Below are 16,208 nucleotides of genomic sequence, written 5' to 3'. Positions count from 1 at the left end.
AGGAAGCAAAAAAGGCTGGAGTAACGACCCCGGCCTTTTTTTGCTTAGAAGAAAATTCTGGTTTATTTATTCCGGGGTATGGGCAACTTAGCCGTAGAACCCGTGAAAGGCCAAAGCAATAAACTTACATCAATAGCCTCTTTTAACCTGCGATTTTAGGGCATCGAGTTCGTGTTTAGCGGCTTTTAAACGTTGCCGGGCCGCTTTTTCCCGTTGTTTGGCTTCTTTCAACTCCGATTGCCGAAGCTCCACAATATCGGCCTGCGCCGAAACGCGGGGATCGTCGTATGCTTTACCTCTAAAAACGGAGCAACTAACCAGTAAAGGAAAAATTAAAATAAAAATGCCGGATGCGAATTTAAAAAAATAGTTACTTTTCATAATTAAATACCAGTAATAAGTACCAGCTCCCGCGGGCAACAGTTTGTTTTAAGTGTTTAACTCACCGGGAGGCATACGCTTTTTAATTGGTTTACTGGTTTTAAAGCGGTTCCGTTGCAAAAATGCGGAATCGCCGGGCTGGTGGATTTAAAAGCACTAAGCCCATACTACTCCGCAACTTGTTAGGTTCATTATACTTTTTTTAAAATTTTTAATTTTTCAAATGCGGGGGCCAGTTCTTTCCTCTTCAATCCAAACAAAGGCCGCAGCAGGTTTACGCGCCGAATGAGAAATTCGTAAACCAGAAAACAGCCGGACGCGGTAAACAGCAATACCAGAGTAAACTGCCCAGGCGCGGGTATCTGCATTGGAAAGAAAAGCAGGGAGCCTAAGTACAGAAATGCCATGTGCAGGATATAAACCGGGTAAGCGGCCTGGCTTAAATAAGTAAGCGCTTTGCTGGGGTGGTTCAGGTATTTGTAACTAAACGCCAGCACCGAAACAATCCAGAATACCGATTCCAGAGCCAACAAGTAATTGGGCGCGACTTGCTGAAAATAAGTGAGCCGGAGCGCAAAGAGGAAAGTGGCTACACTCAAAAACAACCAGCGCCATTTTAAAAGCATTGACCAAAAAAACGTCCCGCTCCACACAAACCAAAACCCGAAGAAAAAAGCCAATAAACCCAGAAAGAATCCGTGCCAAGTCATGGCATAGAGGGTATAGGGGTTGGGGTTAACCAGTAAGGCTTCGGCCACAAAGGCCACCAGAACGGGTACTATACCTACTGGGCTGCTTAAACTCATTTTAAGGGCAATGAGCAGGTGGTTCGATGGGTTATTTTTTAAAAAAAAGAACAAGGGCGATAGTACTAACACGTAAACAAAGATATTACCCAAAAACCACAAGTGGCCGGGGTTGGGCAGGTAAGCTGGACTGGTGTGGTAATGATACTGCCACAAATATAAATGCAAAGGTACAATGCAGAAAGCGCCAAATACAAAAGGCAGTAAAATGCGACTGGCCCGCTCTTGCAACAATTGCTTCCAGGTGCGGTTTTGGATGGCAAAGTAAACGCCCATACCCGACACGAAAAACAAAAGCGGAATGCGCCAGACGTTCAGCATCGACATGGGAATCCATAAAGCTTCCCACGTTTTTTCGGTGGTAATAAAGCCAATCATCATGCCCCACGGCTGAAACCCAATGGCTACGTGGTACACTAAAAGCAAGCCAATAGCAATGACTCTGACCCAATCAATATCGTATCTTCTTATAACGGCTGACATGTTTATAGTTGGTTTTGGGTGAATTAATTACTGTAACAGCGCCGCAATTTGCGGCCGGGTTTTTTCGAGGTAGGCGTAATCCAGTTTCAAGCCGAGCGGACTTAAGGCTTTGCCCATCATGTCGTAAGCGGTTTTTACTTCACTAAATGGCGCCGACACCGATTCTAAAGCTGTGGCACCGTAGCTGTTCTTAATCGTTTTATCGGCGCCTTTGGCTAGTAACATTTTTACCAGCTCGGGTCTGCAAAAAAAGGCCGCAGTATGCAGGGCCGTAGAACCTTCTTTATTTTTAAAATTTACGTCGGCCCCGGCATCCAGGAGCAACTGCGCGGCTTCGGGTTTATCAAAAATAGTAGCCGTAATTAAAGGGCTGGACCCGCCAAAAGGATCCTTCTCGTTTAAATTTGTGCCCGCCTGAATGTGCTGCTGCAAAGCCGACATATTGCCCGTAAGCACCGCCGTATGAATATCTATTTTGGGTGGCTTTATTTTATTAGTTGTAGCCGCAGTAGCTTTTTCCGATTGATCTGCAGCGGGCGCGTTGTTGCAGGAAACATTGAATAAAAGAATAATAACAAATAGGAGGGAAGTAGCTACCCGGAGCAAGTTTACTGGTTGTGTTTGCATGGTTAGATGTTTTTAATTTTTGCGATAGCTCAAAGGTCGGCTGATCGGGGAGGGCACACTAAATACCTATGCGGCAAAAACCATCAAGTTTGCGCGCAGCCATATCAATTATGACGAATTAATATAAATTATGACGCAAACTACCGGCGCAAAGCGCTATATATGGCAGGAAGTAGCTTTTTTGATGGTGGGAGTAAGGGCTTTGCGAAGAGATAAGATATTGCTTAAATCAATGTAAAAATCAACCACCCCCAACCCCTCCTTATCCAAGACGGAGAGCTTTTTATATTTTCAAAGAGTATTTATCAGGTAGAATTTGTCAGAATATGTTTAGGGGAATTAATCCTCTCCCTACCCCCTCCAAAGGGGGACTTATATGTTCTTAACTTATCACATACTATCGCGAGCGCCCACGCTCGTGATGCTAATCGTCCGGCCTCTGGTAAATTACATTCTGTTAAATTTTATCGGTTCGCCCGGCCAGAGTCCTACCAGATTGTAGAGACGAGCGGGACGCTCGCGCCAGCGTGGGGAACGTGGGATGTGTAGTAAAATTTAATATTTTAAAATTTTTAAAATTCTGCTCGCCAGCAATGCAACAAGTAACCATTCCAGGTGCAAGCATTAACGCTAAACTGTTCTGTTGTTCAGCGAGTTTTTAGCGTCAGGATATTTCATGTATTCCAGGATAACCGCATCTCCTTCCCTGTTTTTAGGGAAGGTGCCGTAGGCGGAAGGGTATTTATAGCACGGCAAAAAGACACACTAAGCAAGGAAACAACTTCAATCAAAAACCAAAGTAACAGCAGTAACTATGCGAACAATGTTTTTAGTTGCTAGCATTGCTCTGTAAGTGTAACTATGCCAACAATAATCAATTCGTTACAGCACCAGCAACAACTTCAAAATCCATTATTTAAAAAGATTTAAAATCAGTATTTTCGAATTGGTTTGCGCGTTGATTTTAAGAAATTGCGCTTACCATCATACAACCCATGCCGCAATCCAGTATCATCGATAACGACTTTATAAACCAAATCACCGCCATTGTGGAGAAGAACATCGCCAATGAGCAATTTGGGGTGTCGGAGTTGGCTGAGGAGATGAACATGAGCCGGTCGAACTTGCTGCGGAAAATAAAAAAACTCACTAATTTGTCGGTAAGTCAGTTAATCCGGGAGGTGCGGTTGCAACGTGGCATGGATTTGCTGCGGCAAACAACTTTAAACGTATCGGAAGTAGCTTTTCAGGTAGGTTTTAGCAGTACTTCGTATTTTATCAAGTGTTTCCGGGAGTACTACGGTTATCCGCCCGGCGAAGTAGGCAAAAGGGCCGAAGAAGCGGAGGATGATGAATTAGTAAAAACAGAAGAAGTAGCAGAATCGAGCCCGGTTCCGGTTGTAAAATCAAAGCCTCGTTCTAAATATGGTTTTATCGCTTTAGCCGGGCTGGTTTTAATTATAGCGTTGGGATTATGGTATTTTTTTAAAATTTCTTCTTCCCCAGTTCCGCTGCGGGAGAAATCGATTGTGGTGCTGCCTTTTAAAAACGACAGCAGCGATTCCAGTAACGTATATATCATTAACGGTTTAATGGAATCTACCCTGAATAACCTGCAAAAGATTAAAGACTTAAAAGTAATCAGCCGTACTTCCGCGGAAAAGTACCGCCACACCACCAAGACCATTCCGGAAATGGCCCAGGAACTCCATGCTAACTACTTCGTGGAAGGCAGCGGCCAGAAAATCGGTAACCAGATTTTATTAAATATTCAGTTGATTGATGCCACCACCGATCAGCATTTGTGGGCGAAACAATATAAGAGAGAGACCCAGGATATATTTACTTTGCAGCAGGAAATTGCCCGCAATATTGCCCAAGAAATTCAGGCGGTAATTACCCCGGAAGAAGAAAAACGGATAAACAAAAACCCGACGAACAACCTGGTAGCATACGATCTGTTTTTAAAAGGCCAGGAGTTTTACCGCCGGGGCAGACCCGAAGATTTAGCAAAAGCAATTCCTTTTTTAAAAAAAGCCGTAGCGCATGATTCTTCCTTTGCCCTGGCGTACGCCGAGTTGGCTACCGTGTATTACTACCGCGATTTGCACCACACCGAAAAAAAGTTTACCGCCGAAGTAAACAATTACGCCGATAAAGCCTTGCTCTACGACGCCAAATTACCGGAAAGTCTGGTAGCCAAAGCCATGTACTACATGCTGCGGAAAGAATATAGCCAGTCGGTGCCTTACCTGGAAAAAGCGCTGGAGTACCACCCGAATTCAGCTTTGGTGATTCATTTTCTCTCGGATTTGTATAATTTGTATTTGCCCAACGCCGCTAAATACCTGGAATATGCCTTAAAAGGATTGCGGCTGGATGTGGCATCCTACGATTCGGCTACTACCAGTTACACGTACCTGCACCTGAGTAACGCCTTTGTGCAAACCGGTTTTATAGATGAGGCCCTCCGTTACATTAATAAATCGTTGCAGTATAATCCGCATAATCCTTTCGCGGGGTATTTAAAGGTGTTTATTCTGTACGCCAAAACCCACAACCTGCCCCAAACTAGGCAGCTCATGCTACAGGAGCTAAACAAAGACACCACCCGCCTGGATATTATGCTGCAAATGGGGCAAATCTGTTACCAGATGCGAGATTACAAAAGTGCCTACCAATATTATAAAAGGTTTACGCAGATTAGGGAGCAGCAAAAGTTAGAAGTATATCAAAACCAGGATTTAAATATTGGCATTACGCTGGCCAAAATGGGTTATTCCGCCGAAGCCGAAAAATACATTCGGAGTTATAAGAAATTTGCCGATCAGGATAAATCGATTTACCAGCATTTATATTTGGCCACCTACTACGCTTACCGGAATAATGTCCCAAAAGCCTTGGAGCATTTTGAGTTATTTTCCCGGGAAAACAACTACCAGTACTGGGTACTCTTGAGCGATAAAGACCCGGTGGCTGACACGGTTAAAAATTTGCCGGAATTTAAAAAAACAATGGCGAACATAAAGGCCAAGTTCTGGCAGAAGCATCGGGAACTTAAAAAGTCTTTAGAAGCGCAACAACTGCTGTAGGCATAGCAACGGCAAACCTGTAAACTAATCCGGCGAGTGCTTATTTTTGCTTCAGCGCTTGAATTTACACCAGCTTAACGGGCTAAAATTTAAAAAATTTGATTTTTCGCCGATGGGGTTTTACTTGTTCTAAAAGCGAACGAAACCTGTATCAAAACCGGACAATTTTACGCGGGTAAGTAAGTTTATTTACTTGTAAGTTGTTGTGTAATAATAGTATGCATTTCTGGCATTTTTCTTCCTTGATTCTATCCGGCAGGTATTAGCAAAAGTTTAAAACGGTATAATTAATAAACTGAATTTACTACCGGCCAGGCCAAATATCTGTCTTACTTATTACGGCTACGGTTATGTTCCAGAATTATTTAAAAATAGCCATTCGCAACTTGTTGCGCCATAAAGCTTTTTCGGCAATAAACATTTTTGGGCTGGCCTTAGGTATGGCTACTTGCCTGGTAATATTGCTGTTCGTGCAAAACGAATGGAGTTACGACCGCTTTAATACCAAAGCCGACCGCATCGTGCGGGTAGTATTCCGGGGTTCTATTCAGGGCGAAAACATGGAAGAAGCGCACGTAATGCCGCCGGTAGCACAAACGCTCCGCACCGATTACCCCGAAGTGCAGGAAGCCACCCGCTTGCGCAATTACGGTTCGCCCCGTGTGATTTACCAGAACAAATCTTTCCGCGAAAATGCCTTTGCGTTTGTCGATTCTAATTTCTTCCAGGTATTTACTTTGCCTTTTGTGCAGGGCGATCCTAAAACGGCCCTGCTGGAACCTAATACGGTTGTTATCTCGGAAGAGGTGGCGCATAAATATTTCGGCAAGGCCAATCCGTTGGGTAAAATGCTGTTTTTTAAAGATTACAACACTTCCTTAAAAGTTACTGGGGTAATTACTAAAGTACCGGCTAATGCACACTTCCATTTTGATTTTTTTGCTTCCATGGCCAGCTTCCCCGATGCAAAAAAATCTTCCTGGTTAACCTCTGAATTTTATACTTACCTGGTTTTACCTAAGGGTTACGATTATAAACAACTGGAAGCCAAACTGCCCCAGGTCGTAGAGAAGTACATGGGGCCACAATTCCTGCAAGCCATGGGCATCAACCTCGAGCGGTTCCGGCAAAACGGCAATAGTGTTGGGTTGTTTTTGCAACCGCTCACCAGTATTCACCTGCGGTCGCACCTGAGAGGCGAGTTGGGTAATAACAGCAATATGCAGTACATCTATATTTTTGGGGCTACTGCGGTACTGATGCTGCTTATTGCAACCATTAATTTTATGAACTTATCAACGGCTAGCGCTTCTAAACGGGCCAAAGAAGTAGGTATCCGCAAAGTGCTGGGTTCGGTAAAAAAAGAATTAGTGAGCCAGTTTCTCACGGAGTCGGTTTTACTAACCTTTATCGGGTTGGTGCTGGCTATTGGTTTAGTGTACTTGGCTTTGCCGATTTTTAATAATCTGGCGGGCACCACCTTAACGCTAAACTTAATTGCTAATGCCTGGTTATTGCCCGGTTTGTTGTTTTTTGGCTTGTTTGTGGGCGTTTTAGCGGGCAGCTATCCGGCGTTTTTTCTGTCGTCGTTCCGGCCGGTAGCCGTGTTAAAAGGCCATTTTACCGCAGGTAAAAAAAGCTTAAGTTTCCGGAGTGGTCTGGTGGTTTTTCAATTTTTTATTTCGGTGATGCTGTTGGTAAGTACTACGGTGGTGTACCGGCAATTGCAGTTTATTCAGAGCAAAGAGTTAGGTTATAATAGAAACCAGGTACTGTTATTCCCGGAATATGCTTTAGGTAAAAAAGCCGCTGTTTTCCGGCAGCAGTTGCGGCAAGATGCCCGGGTAGTAAGTGTGAGTTCCTCGGGTTACCTGCCGGCTGGTCCCAGTAACAATAATAACTACATTGTTTACCCCGACGAAAATACTACCCAGTTAATTAAAACTTTGCGGTACGATGTAGATGACCAGTATATTCCTACGTTGGGCATGCAGCTAACCGCAGGGCGTAATTTTTTGCCAAAAATGGTTACTGATTCTTCGGCCGTTATTTTAAACGAAAAAGCGGCAAAAGCTTTTGGCTGGGGTAAAAATGCGCTGGGCCATACGCTTACTTCTGCCGATAACGCAGGCAATAAAACTACTCACCGGGTAATTGGGATAGTAAAAGACTTTCATTTTAAATCTTTTCACGAACCTATTTCGCCGTTGGTAATGACCTTGAGTAATAATGGCGGTACTTTAATTGTAAAAGTAAAAACTACCGATATGGCCGGTTTCCTGCAAGCTACTCAAAAACAATGGCAGGCTTTAACCACCGAGGAACCATTTGATTACGCTTTCCTGGACGACCGTTTTAACCAGACGTACCAGGCCGAACAAAAGATTGGTAAAATCTTGGGTATTTTTGCGGGACTTACTATTCTGGTAGCTTGCCTGGGTTTGTTTGGCTTAGCTACTTTTGCCACCGAACAGCGCACCAAAGAAATCGGCATCCGCAAAGTGTTAGGTGCTTCGGTTACCAACATTGTAGCCTTGCTCTCCCGTGATTTTTTAAAATTAGTAATACTGGCCAACCTTATTGCCTGGCCGCTGGCCGCCTGGCTCATGCACCGCTGGCTGCAGGATTTTGCTTACCGCATTGAATTAGGTTGGTGGGTATTTGTTTTGGCCGGAGTAGCGGCGCTGGCAGTAGCTTTATTCACGGTAAGTTTCCAGGCCATAAAAGCAGCCGTAGATAACCCGGTAAATAGCCTGCGGAGTGAGTAGTCTGAACCATGATTTATTCGATTTAAGGATTATCAGGAAGGCTAAATTTTTAAAAAACAGGTAAATCTAATGACTAACAAGTAGGCTGAACCACAATTCATAGGATTTAAAGATTGGCAGGAGAGCTAAATTTTAAAAAAGCGGAAGAATCTAATGCATCATCAAGGCAATCTTAGAATCTTATAAATCAAGGTTCTGACAATATTAAACTATTCAATAGAAAACAGGATGTTTCAAAATTACTTTAAAATCGCTTTGCGCAATTTGTGGCGCAACAAAGCTTTTTCGGCCATTAATATTTTTGGTTTAGCGATTGGTATTGCTACCTGTCTGGTAATTATGCTGTTTGTGGCCGACGAACTAAGCTACGACCGGTTTAATCAGAAGGCCGACCGCATCGTGCGCATTGTTTTTAAGGCTACCCTGAACGGCGAAACGCTGGAAACGCCTACCGCTTCGGCGCCTACCGGGCAAACGCTCGTGCGCGATTATCCCGAAGTAGAAGCAGCTACCCGGGTGCGGGTAAACAGCGCGCCTTTTATTACCTACCAGGATAAAACCTTTAAGGAAGATAAATTTGCCTTTGTGGATGCCAACTTTTTCCAGGTATTTACGCTGCCGCTCATCCAGGGCGATGCCAAAACGGCTTTGCTGGAACCCAATACCATTATTATTAGCAAGGCCATGGCCCAGAAATACTTTGGCACCGACAACAACGCCGTAGGCAAAATACTGCAACTTAAAAACGAAAAAACCAGCTACAAAGTAACCGGCGTAATTGATAAAGTACCGGCCAATTCGCATTTTCATTTTAACTTTTTTGCTTCTATGGCCGGTTTAGAAGAAGCCCGCCAAACCACCTGGATGAGTAATAATTTTAATACGTATCTGGTGTTGCGCTCCGGTTACGATTACAAGCAACTGCAAGCCAAAATGCCGCAGGTAATCGAAAAATACATGGGTCCCGAAGTGCAGAAAGCCTTGGGCATAAGCTTAAAACAATTCCGGGAAAAAGGCGACGACGTGGGTTTGTATCTGCAACCGCTTACTGCCATTCACCTGCGATCTAAATTAACCAACGACCTCGAACCGGGCGGAGATGTACGGTACGTGTATATCTTCGGGGCTATTGCGCTGTTTATGCTACTTATTGCCAGCATTAATTTCATGAATTTATCTACCGCCGGGGCTTCTAAGCGGGCCCGCGAAGTAGGTATCCGCAAAGTGCTGGGTTCGGTGAAAAAAGAGCTGGTGCAGCAATTCCTGCTCGAATCTGTTTTGCTGAGTGCAATTGCCTTGGTGGTGGCTATTATTTTGGTGTATCTGGCCTTGCCATTTTTTAATGATTTAGCCGGTAAAGAACTTACCTTACAGTTTACCGATAACCTTTGGCTATTACCGGCCCTGCTGTTTTTTGGGCTAGTTGTAGGAGTTTTAGCGGGCAGCTATCCGGCGTTTTTCCTGTCTTCCTTTCAGCCGGTTAAAGTACTAAAAGGTACGCTTACTGCGGGTAAAGAAAGCTTAAGTTTACGCAGTGGTTTAGTAGTGTTTCAGTTTTTTATTTCCGTGGCTTTAATGATTGGCACCACGGTGGTGTATCAGCAGTTAAATTATATCCAGAACAAGAAAATAGGTTTTGATAAAGACCAAACCTTTGTGCTGCACGATACCTACGTTTTGGGCAAGCAAGAAGAAGTTTTTCGGCAGCAGCTTTTGCAAGACCCGCGGGTAGTTAATGCGAGCGTTTCGGGGTTTGTGCCCGTGGGGCCAACCAGTTCCGAGAACTCCGTAGTATTGCCCGAAAATAACGCTGCCCAAAGCGTAAGTACCCGCCAATACTTCGTAGATCCTAATTACATTCCTACGTTGGGCATGGAGGTAGTAGCGGGCCGCAATTTTTCGAAAGATTTTCCTTCTGATTCTACCGCCATGGTTATTAACGAAGCCGCTGCAAAGGCATTTGGCTGGGGAAAAAACATTTTGGGCCGTAAAGTTTCGCGGTTTATCAATAACGAGGGCGATAAAAAGGAATACCGGGTAATTGGCGTGGTAAAAGATTTTCATTTCGAGTCGTTGCACCAACGCATTACGCCGCTGCTCATGATTTTAAATAATAACTCAGGTGCCATTATTGTAAAAGCTAAAACCAAAGATATTGCCGGCTTACTAACTTTCGCGAAGCAACAATGGAGCAGTTTTACCGCCAATGCGCCTTTTGATTATACTTTTATGGACGAGCGTTTTGCCGAAACGTACCGGGCCGAGCAAAAAGTAGGTCATATCCTAAGTATTTTTTCGGGTCTTACCATTTTTGTGGCCTGTTTAGGCTTATTCGGGCTAGCTACTTTCACCGCCGAACAACGCACCAAAGAAATTGGCATCCGCAAAGTACTGGGCGCCTCGCTGCCCAACATTGTATCCCTGTTATCCCGCGATTTTTTAAAATTAGTACTGATTGCTAACGTATTGGCCTGGCCCTTAGCTTGGTGGGCCATGCACCAATGGCTGCAAGACTTTGAGTACCGCACTACTATTGGCTGGTGGGTATTTGGTTTGGCTGGTGTAGGCGCTTTGTTGATCGCTTTGCTTACAATTAGCTACCAGGCTATTAAAGCAGCCATTGCTAACCCGGTGAAGAGCTTGCGCAGCGAGTAATCCGGACCTTGATTCGGAGGATTTATGGATTAGCCAGATTAATGAGATTTAAGCAAAAATCCTGTAACCAATTTAAAATAACAAAGTTGCCCCATTATCCTGAAATCACCCAAGTTATAGTTTCAGCAACTAAATCGGGCAACTTAAAATCCCTCAAATCATGGTTCTAACAATTATTAACTACTCTGGTCATGTTCCGAAATTATTTTAAAACGGCCTGGCGGCATATTCTGCGCAATAAAGGGTACAGCGCCCTGAATATTCTGGGTTTGGGTACCGGCATGGTCGTAGCTTTGTTAATTGGCTTGTGGGTGCACTACGAATACTCGTACGATAAATTTTTGCCCGATTACGAACGCTTATACCAGGTTCGCCGCAATTTTAACAGCAACGGCGATATTTTAAATTTTACTACTAACTCGCTGGCTCTTGCTGATGCGCTCCGGAATGAAGTGCCGGAAATAGAGTACGTAGCAGAATCCGATTGGATGAGCGCGCATGGTTTAAAAGTAGGGGAGAAGAAGTTATACCTAAACGGCGGACAGGTAAACAGCGATTTTTTAAAAATGTTTCGTTTTCCGCTGCTTGCGGGTACCCCCGACCTGGTTTTAAAAGATCCGTATTCCATTGTGCTTACCGAATCTACGGCGCAAGCTTTATTCGGCGATGAAGATCCGCTGAACCAAACAGTGCGCTTCGATAATAAACATGATTTAAAAGTAACCGGTATTTTAAAAGATTTACCGGGTAATTCTACTTTTCAGTTTAAGTACCTGGTGCCTTTTAGCTACTACGAGGCTACCGAAAATTTTGTGAAGGAGCAACGCCGCGGCGGATTCTCCGAGAATTCGTACCAGATATTTACCAAACTAAAACCCGGTATTAGCTATGCCCAGGTAGCACCTAAAATTAAAAATATTACAAAACGAGAGAAAAACAACCCCAATGCCCAAAACTCCGAAGTGGTGATGCAGGCCATGGCCAGGTGGCATTTGTATTCGGAGTACGAGAACGGTCAGGATACCGGCGGCTTTATCGAGTACGTACGGATGTTTAGTGTCATTGGCGGATTAATCTTGCTGATTGCCTGTATTAATTTTATAAATTTAACCACCGCGCGTTCTGAGAAAAGAGCCCGTGAAGTAGGTGTCCGGAAAGCCATTGGTTCGCAGCGCAAAGATTTAGTTATTCAGTTCTTAATTGAATCGTTGGTATTTGCTTTGCTGGCTTTTGTTTGGGCGCTGGCTCTGGTGCAATTAGCTTTACCCGCTTTTAATACGATTACCGGTAGTATTATTAAACTTCCGCTGCTAAATGTCAGCTTCTGGGGCATTACTCTTGGTGGGGTATTACTTACGGCCCTGCTGGCCGGTAGTCGGCCTGCTTTTTATTTCTCGTCTTTTAATCCGGTAAAAGTTTTAAAAGGTTCGCTGCACGCGGGTAAAGCCGCCGCCCTGCCTCGCAAAATACTGGTAGTTTTGCAGTTTAGTTGCTCCATTACTTTAATTATAAGTACCATTATCATTTACCGGCAAATTCAACATGCTAAAGACCGGCCTACCGGTTTTAGTTTAAACCGGTTAATGGTAACCGAAAGTAACAGCGACCTGAGTAAGAATTATCTGGTACTGAAAAACGAACTACAACAACAAGGCATCGTTTCCAATATAACGCAGGCTTCCAGTTCGGCTACCGGCATTTACTGGCACTCCGACGTGGACCAATGGCCCGGTAAACACGCCGGCGAAACCGTAGAAATGGGAGTAATTATGGTAGCAGATGATTATTTTAAAACCCTCGGCATTCAGGTGGTACAAGGCCGGGATTTTAGCGGCAAATCTGATACTATGAGTGTAATATTTAACGAGGCAGCTATTAAACGCTTGCGCCTAAACGATCCGATTAATCAAACCATAACCTTTAACGGTCAGCAAGTGCGCATTGTGGGCGTAACTAAAGATGCTTTAATGGAATCGCCGTTTGCCTCCGCAGAACCTACTATGTTTCGGTATAGCGCTTATCCGCAGCCTTTTATTACGTACCGATTGGCTCCGGGTATTTCTACGCAGGATGCTATTGTTAAACTAACGGCTTTGTTTAATAAATACAGCCCGGCTTTTCCGTTTGATTACCAATTTGCCGACCAGTCGTATGCCCGCAAGTTTAACCTGGAAATCCTGATTGGGAAGTTAGCCGGGGTGTTTGCCAGTTTAGCTATTTTTATTTCGTGCTTAGGGTTATTTGGCTTAGCGGCCTTTATTGCGGAGCAACGCACGAAAGAAATCGGCATCCGCAAAGTGTTGGGCGCTTCGGTTTGGCAAGTGTGGTTGTTGCTTTCCAAAGATTTTATGCTGCTGGTAGTAGTAAGCTGCGTAATTGCGTCGCCGTTGGCGCTGTACTTCTTGCAGAACTGGTTGCAAAAGTATACTTACCGCATTGATATCGGGGTTGGTGTATTTATTCTGGCAGGGGTGTTGGCCTTATTCATCACGCTGCTTACCATTAGCTTTCAAGCCATTAAAGCCGCTGTAGCTAACCCGGTTAAAAGCTTGCGCAGCGAGTAGTCCGGACCTTGATTCGGAGGATTTAAGGATTACCTGGATGAAGGATTAAATATGACGGCCTTTGAATAAACAAACTTTGGAATACAACTTCAAGGCAATCCTTTAATCCTATAAATCACGGTTCGAACAATTTTTAAAAAATAATCATTATGAAAAAAGCATTAATGCCTTTTGCCTGTTTTCTGTTGCTGTTCTCGCTCGGGCGTGTAGAAGCCGCGCCTTTAAAAGAATTAGCCACTAGCACTACTACCTTTCAGAACACGCAAACCCGGCCTGTAGACTCGTTTTCCGGGGTAGCTTCGGCAGTGCCGTTTAACGTGGTGGTAACCATTGGCCCCAAAGAAAGTTTGCGCTTAGAAGGCGATAGCGAGCTGCTCGACAAAATTGAAACGCCCGTGAAAGATGGGGTTTTACACATTAAAATGAAGAAAGGAAGTGAACAGTGGTTTGGGAGTTCTAAAAAAGTAAACATTTACATTACGGCTCCCAGCCTAAACAAATTAGCGGTGAGTGGCGCCGGCAATATGGAGGTAAAAGGCACCGTAAAAGGCGAACGGGTGACTACAGAAGTCAGCGGTTCCGGCCATTTAGCCGCGACGGTAGCTGCTGCTAGTTTATCATCTTCCATTAGCGGTTCCGGAGGAATGGAATTGGAAGGTAAATCGGACGACGTGCACCTGGATATTAGTGGATCCGGCAGGTTTGAAGGCAAAGATTTAAACACCCAAACGGCTAAAATTTCCGTGAGCGGCTCGGGTAAAGCTTCTATTCAAGCTGAGGAAACGTTAGATGCCACCTTAAGCGGCTCCGGAAAAGTTACTTATTCCGGTAACGCCAAGGTAAATGTGGTAAAAAGCGGTTCCGGCTCGGTTACGAAAATTTAAACTTGAACGTGCGTTTGAGCGCAGTGTATAAATTATTAATAAATGAGCTATCCTGATTTACTTCCGTCGTCCTAGCAAAACTTTAAAATTTTTAAAATGATGCGGTTTTGCACCTTTGTTAGGTAATCACCTTTGTTCCGTAATTTCAAAAACTACCAGCCATTCTGCCGGATGATAGTTCGTAGTTTTTACTTTATAAAGCTATATTTCTCCTTAAAGTATTTATTATTTTCAATCGTATTAAAAAGCTACAATAGGTTTTGCAAAACAGTAAGCGTATTTCTTTAAAGCCTTTGATATTTAACTAAAAAGAAGAACGTCCTCGCGAGCCGGTCGAGGAATCTAACGGATACTGCAAGTAACGGTATTATTTAGTTTCTTCGATAGGCTCAAAATAACCATTAGTATTTGTTTAATATAGAAAGCCTCTGGTTATCAAAAAATGGGAATCCTGCTATGCAGCAAGCAGTAGCTAAAAGCAAAGACACCAGTTTGGCTCTAGAGCGCCTTGTAGACTTCCGGTGCCGGAGGCATTCCGCAGCGGAGCGAGGAAAGGGGAAAAAGTAATTACCGCATCTCCTCCCCTGTTTTTAGGGGAGGAGATGCGGAGGGGTAAACGAGGCCAGCCGGCCAGGAGGCAAAACTTGAAGGTAACAAGTTGAATAGCACTGCAGCATGGAGACTGGAATCGGCTCTAAAGAAATACATTAAATTATGCTATAAAACTACTTTTCCTATTGGGGAATATTCCTGTTTACAAAGCTTTGTATTAAAACGATATAAATGAATTAGTTAATTAACCCCAATCATTCCGCTATCTCTAGCATTTCTAAATTAATGTCTATTCTAATTCTTCATTAATTTATAACAAAGCAGAAGTTTTGCTGTTGCTAACAACACACTACTTGAAAGCTGTTAGCAGATACCTGTTGCCGCTGATAGGCTTCACCAGGTATTTTATAAATTTATGAACCGTACTTTTGACCAACCTCTTATTCCGGCGAATGAGTCCGAGCGCCTACGGGCCTTACGCCGCATCACCAGCACCAACCAGTACCAGGAAAATGGCACTTTTAAACACGTGGCTGCCATGGCCGCACGTATGTTTGAGGTACCCATAGCCTTGGTAAACTTAGTAGAAGAACATCAGGTAATCACGATGGCGGGCGTTGGGCAAGCCGTGGGCACGGAGGTTCCGAGGGAAATTAGTTTATGCTCGCTTTCTATTCTGGATGATCAGGTTACTTTTTTTAAAGATGCTAAAAACGAGCCCTGTTTACTCGCTAACCCCATGGTACACGGCGAATTTGGGTTACAGTTTTATGCGGCGGCGCCGTTAAAAACCAAGCTCGGGATTAATATTGGCGCGCTTTGCATTGTAGATAAAACTCCCCGCACCTTTTCGGAAATAGACCAACGCATTCTGGAGAATCTGGCCACCATTGTGATGGATGAGTTAGAAAAAGTTGCAGGCACCGAATAAAATAATTAAACCAATTAGGCATCCGTATTCGTACGTAGGTATAAGCAATTAAATAATAGTAAAAGCACGGATAGTTGCGTATTACTACTATTAACCAAAAATAACTTTTTACTAAAACTTCAACGAAACACCATTGCATGTAATTGAATTAAATTCAGATTATACCCATGATTCTTCAACTTAAACCAACCATATTGGTCGAAACTCCGCTGGGAACCGGACAGGCCATTTTTATTATTGATTACGGCATGCATCAAAATACCTGCTGGGTAGTGGCTTTGCAAACTGACGGGGTAATTAAGCACTTTGATTGCAACGATGTAATTTTATCTACTAACTATACCTATGGCATGAACTTGCGGAAAAATACGTTTGCTCAAAAGCCCTCCAAAGAAATAAAATCAGTTGATACCGCAGCTTAAAGCAATTTTACAAGTCTACTTTGAAACAAACAGCGGCTCGCGG

Annotated in this window: 10 protein-coding genes; 7 read left to right on the top strand and 3 right to left on the bottom strand. The window is 43.8% G+C overall.

All coding sequences use genetic code 11. The features are described 5' to 3' along the window. Nucleotides 1-129: 129 nt before the first annotated feature. The 3 genes from HUW51_RS07725 to HUW51_RS07715 form a co-directional block, all read right to left on the bottom strand. The gene (locus HUW51_RS07725; protein ID WP_185273398.1) at nucleotides 130-381 is read right to left on the bottom strand and encodes a hypothetical protein; all 252 of its coding nucleotides are present in this window, start codon (nucleotides 379-381) and stop codon (nucleotides 130-132) included. A gap of 191 nt (nucleotides 382-572) precedes the next feature. Continuing rightward, entirely contained in the window at nucleotides 573-1,670 is a 1,098-nt protein-coding gene (locus HUW51_RS07720) for an acyltransferase family protein (RefSeq protein ID WP_185273397.1), read from the bottom strand. Nucleotides 1,671-1,697: 27 nt separating this feature from the next. Then, on the bottom strand, nucleotides 1,698-2,297 hold the full coding sequence (locus tag HUW51_RS07715) for an ankyrin repeat domain-containing protein (RefSeq protein ID WP_185273396.1): 600 nt from the start codon (nucleotides 2,295-2,297) through the stop codon (nucleotides 1,698-1,700). 995 nt (nucleotides 2,298-3,292) lie between these two features. On the opposite strand from HUW51_RS07715, the gene HUW51_RS07710 reads away from it, so the two are divergent. The 7 genes from HUW51_RS07710 to HUW51_RS07680 all read left to right on the top strand — a co-directional run bounded on the left by HUW51_RS07710 (nucleotide 3,293) and on the right by HUW51_RS07680 (nucleotide 16,165). Continuing rightward, the gene (locus tag HUW51_RS07710) at nucleotides 3,293-5,389 is read left to right on the top strand and encodes a helix-turn-helix domain-containing protein (protein ID WP_185273395.1); all 2,097 of its coding nucleotides are present in this window, start codon (nucleotides 3,293-3,295) and stop codon (nucleotides 5,387-5,389) included. A 350-nt stretch (nucleotides 5,390-5,739) separates the two neighbouring features. After that, nucleotides 5,740-8,157 carry an ABC transporter permease gene (locus tag HUW51_RS07705; protein WP_185273394.1) on the top strand — a complete coding sequence of 806 codons (2,418 nt, stop codon included), beginning with the start codon at nucleotides 5,740-5,742 and terminating at the stop codon, nucleotides 8,155-8,157. A gap of 228 nt (nucleotides 8,158-8,385) precedes the next feature. Continuing rightward, on the top strand, nucleotides 8,386-10,812 hold the full coding sequence (locus tag HUW51_RS07700; protein WP_185273393.1) for an ABC transporter permease: 2,427 nt from the start codon (nucleotides 8,386-8,388) through the stop codon (nucleotides 10,810-10,812). 191 nt (nucleotides 10,813-11,003) lie between these two features. Continuing rightward, nucleotides 11,004-13,376, top strand: coding sequence for an ABC transporter permease (locus HUW51_RS07695; protein WP_185273392.1), 2,373 nt, complete (start codon nucleotides 11,004-11,006; stop codon nucleotides 13,374-13,376). A 149-nt stretch (nucleotides 13,377-13,525) separates the two neighbouring features. Continuing rightward, complete coding sequence (locus HUW51_RS07690; protein WP_185273391.1) at nucleotides 13,526-14,260, top strand: head GIN domain-containing protein; 735 nt, start codon at nucleotides 13,526-13,528, stop codon at nucleotides 14,258-14,260. A 967-nt stretch (nucleotides 14,261-15,227) separates the two neighbouring features. Further along, nucleotides 15,228-15,743, top strand: a complete 516-nt coding sequence (locus HUW51_RS07685) for a GAF domain-containing protein (RefSeq protein ID WP_185273390.1) — start codon at nucleotides 15,228-15,230, stop codon at nucleotides 15,741-15,743. Nucleotides 15,744-15,910: 167 nt separating this feature from the next. Further along, complete coding sequence (locus tag HUW51_RS07680) at nucleotides 15,911-16,165, top strand: hypothetical protein (RefSeq protein ID WP_185273389.1); 255 nt, start codon at nucleotides 15,911-15,913, stop codon at nucleotides 16,163-16,165. Nucleotides 16,166-16,208: the final 43 nt, after the last annotated feature.

The sequence above is a fragment of the Adhaeribacter swui genome (assembly GCF_014217805.1).
Taxonomy (GTDB): Bacteria; Bacteroidota; Bacteroidia; order Cytophagales; family Hymenobacteraceae; genus Adhaeribacter; species Adhaeribacter swui.
The sequence above is the reverse complement of the archived record's forward strand: the minus strand, read 5'-3'. Positions and strand labels throughout refer to the sequence as shown.

Coding starts and splice junctions, on each gene's coding strand:
- HUW51_RS07725 (WP_185273398.1), bottom strand. CDS start 381: ATGAAAAGTAACTATTTTTTTAAATTCGCATCCGGCATTTTTATTTTA.
- HUW51_RS07720 (WP_185273397.1), bottom strand. CDS start 1,670: ATGTCAGCCGTTATAAGAAGATACGATATTGATTGGGTCAGAGTCATT.
- HUW51_RS07715 (WP_185273396.1), bottom strand. CDS start 2,297: ATGCAAACACAACCAGTAAACTTGCTCCGGGTAGCTACTTCCCTCCTA.
- HUW51_RS07710 (WP_185273395.1), top strand. CDS start 3,293: ATGCCGCAATCCAGTATCATCGATAACGACTTTATAAACCAAATCACC.
- HUW51_RS07705 (WP_185273394.1), top strand. CDS start 5,740: ATGTTCCAGAATTATTTAAAAATAGCCATTCGCAACTTGTTGCGCCAT.
- HUW51_RS07700 (WP_185273393.1), top strand. CDS start 8,386: ATGTTTCAAAATTACTTTAAAATCGCTTTGCGCAATTTGTGGCGCAAC.
- HUW51_RS07695 (WP_185273392.1), top strand. CDS start 11,004: ATGTTCCGAAATTATTTTAAAACGGCCTGGCGGCATATTCTGCGCAAT.
- HUW51_RS07690 (WP_185273391.1), top strand. CDS start 13,526: ATGAAAAAAGCATTAATGCCTTTTGCCTGTTTTCTGTTGCTGTTCTCG.
- HUW51_RS07685 (WP_185273390.1), top strand. CDS start 15,228: ATGAACCGTACTTTTGACCAACCTCTTATTCCGGCGAATGAGTCCGAG.
- HUW51_RS07680 (WP_185273389.1), top strand. CDS start 15,911: ATGATTCTTCAACTTAAACCAACCATATTGGTCGAAACTCCGCTGGGA.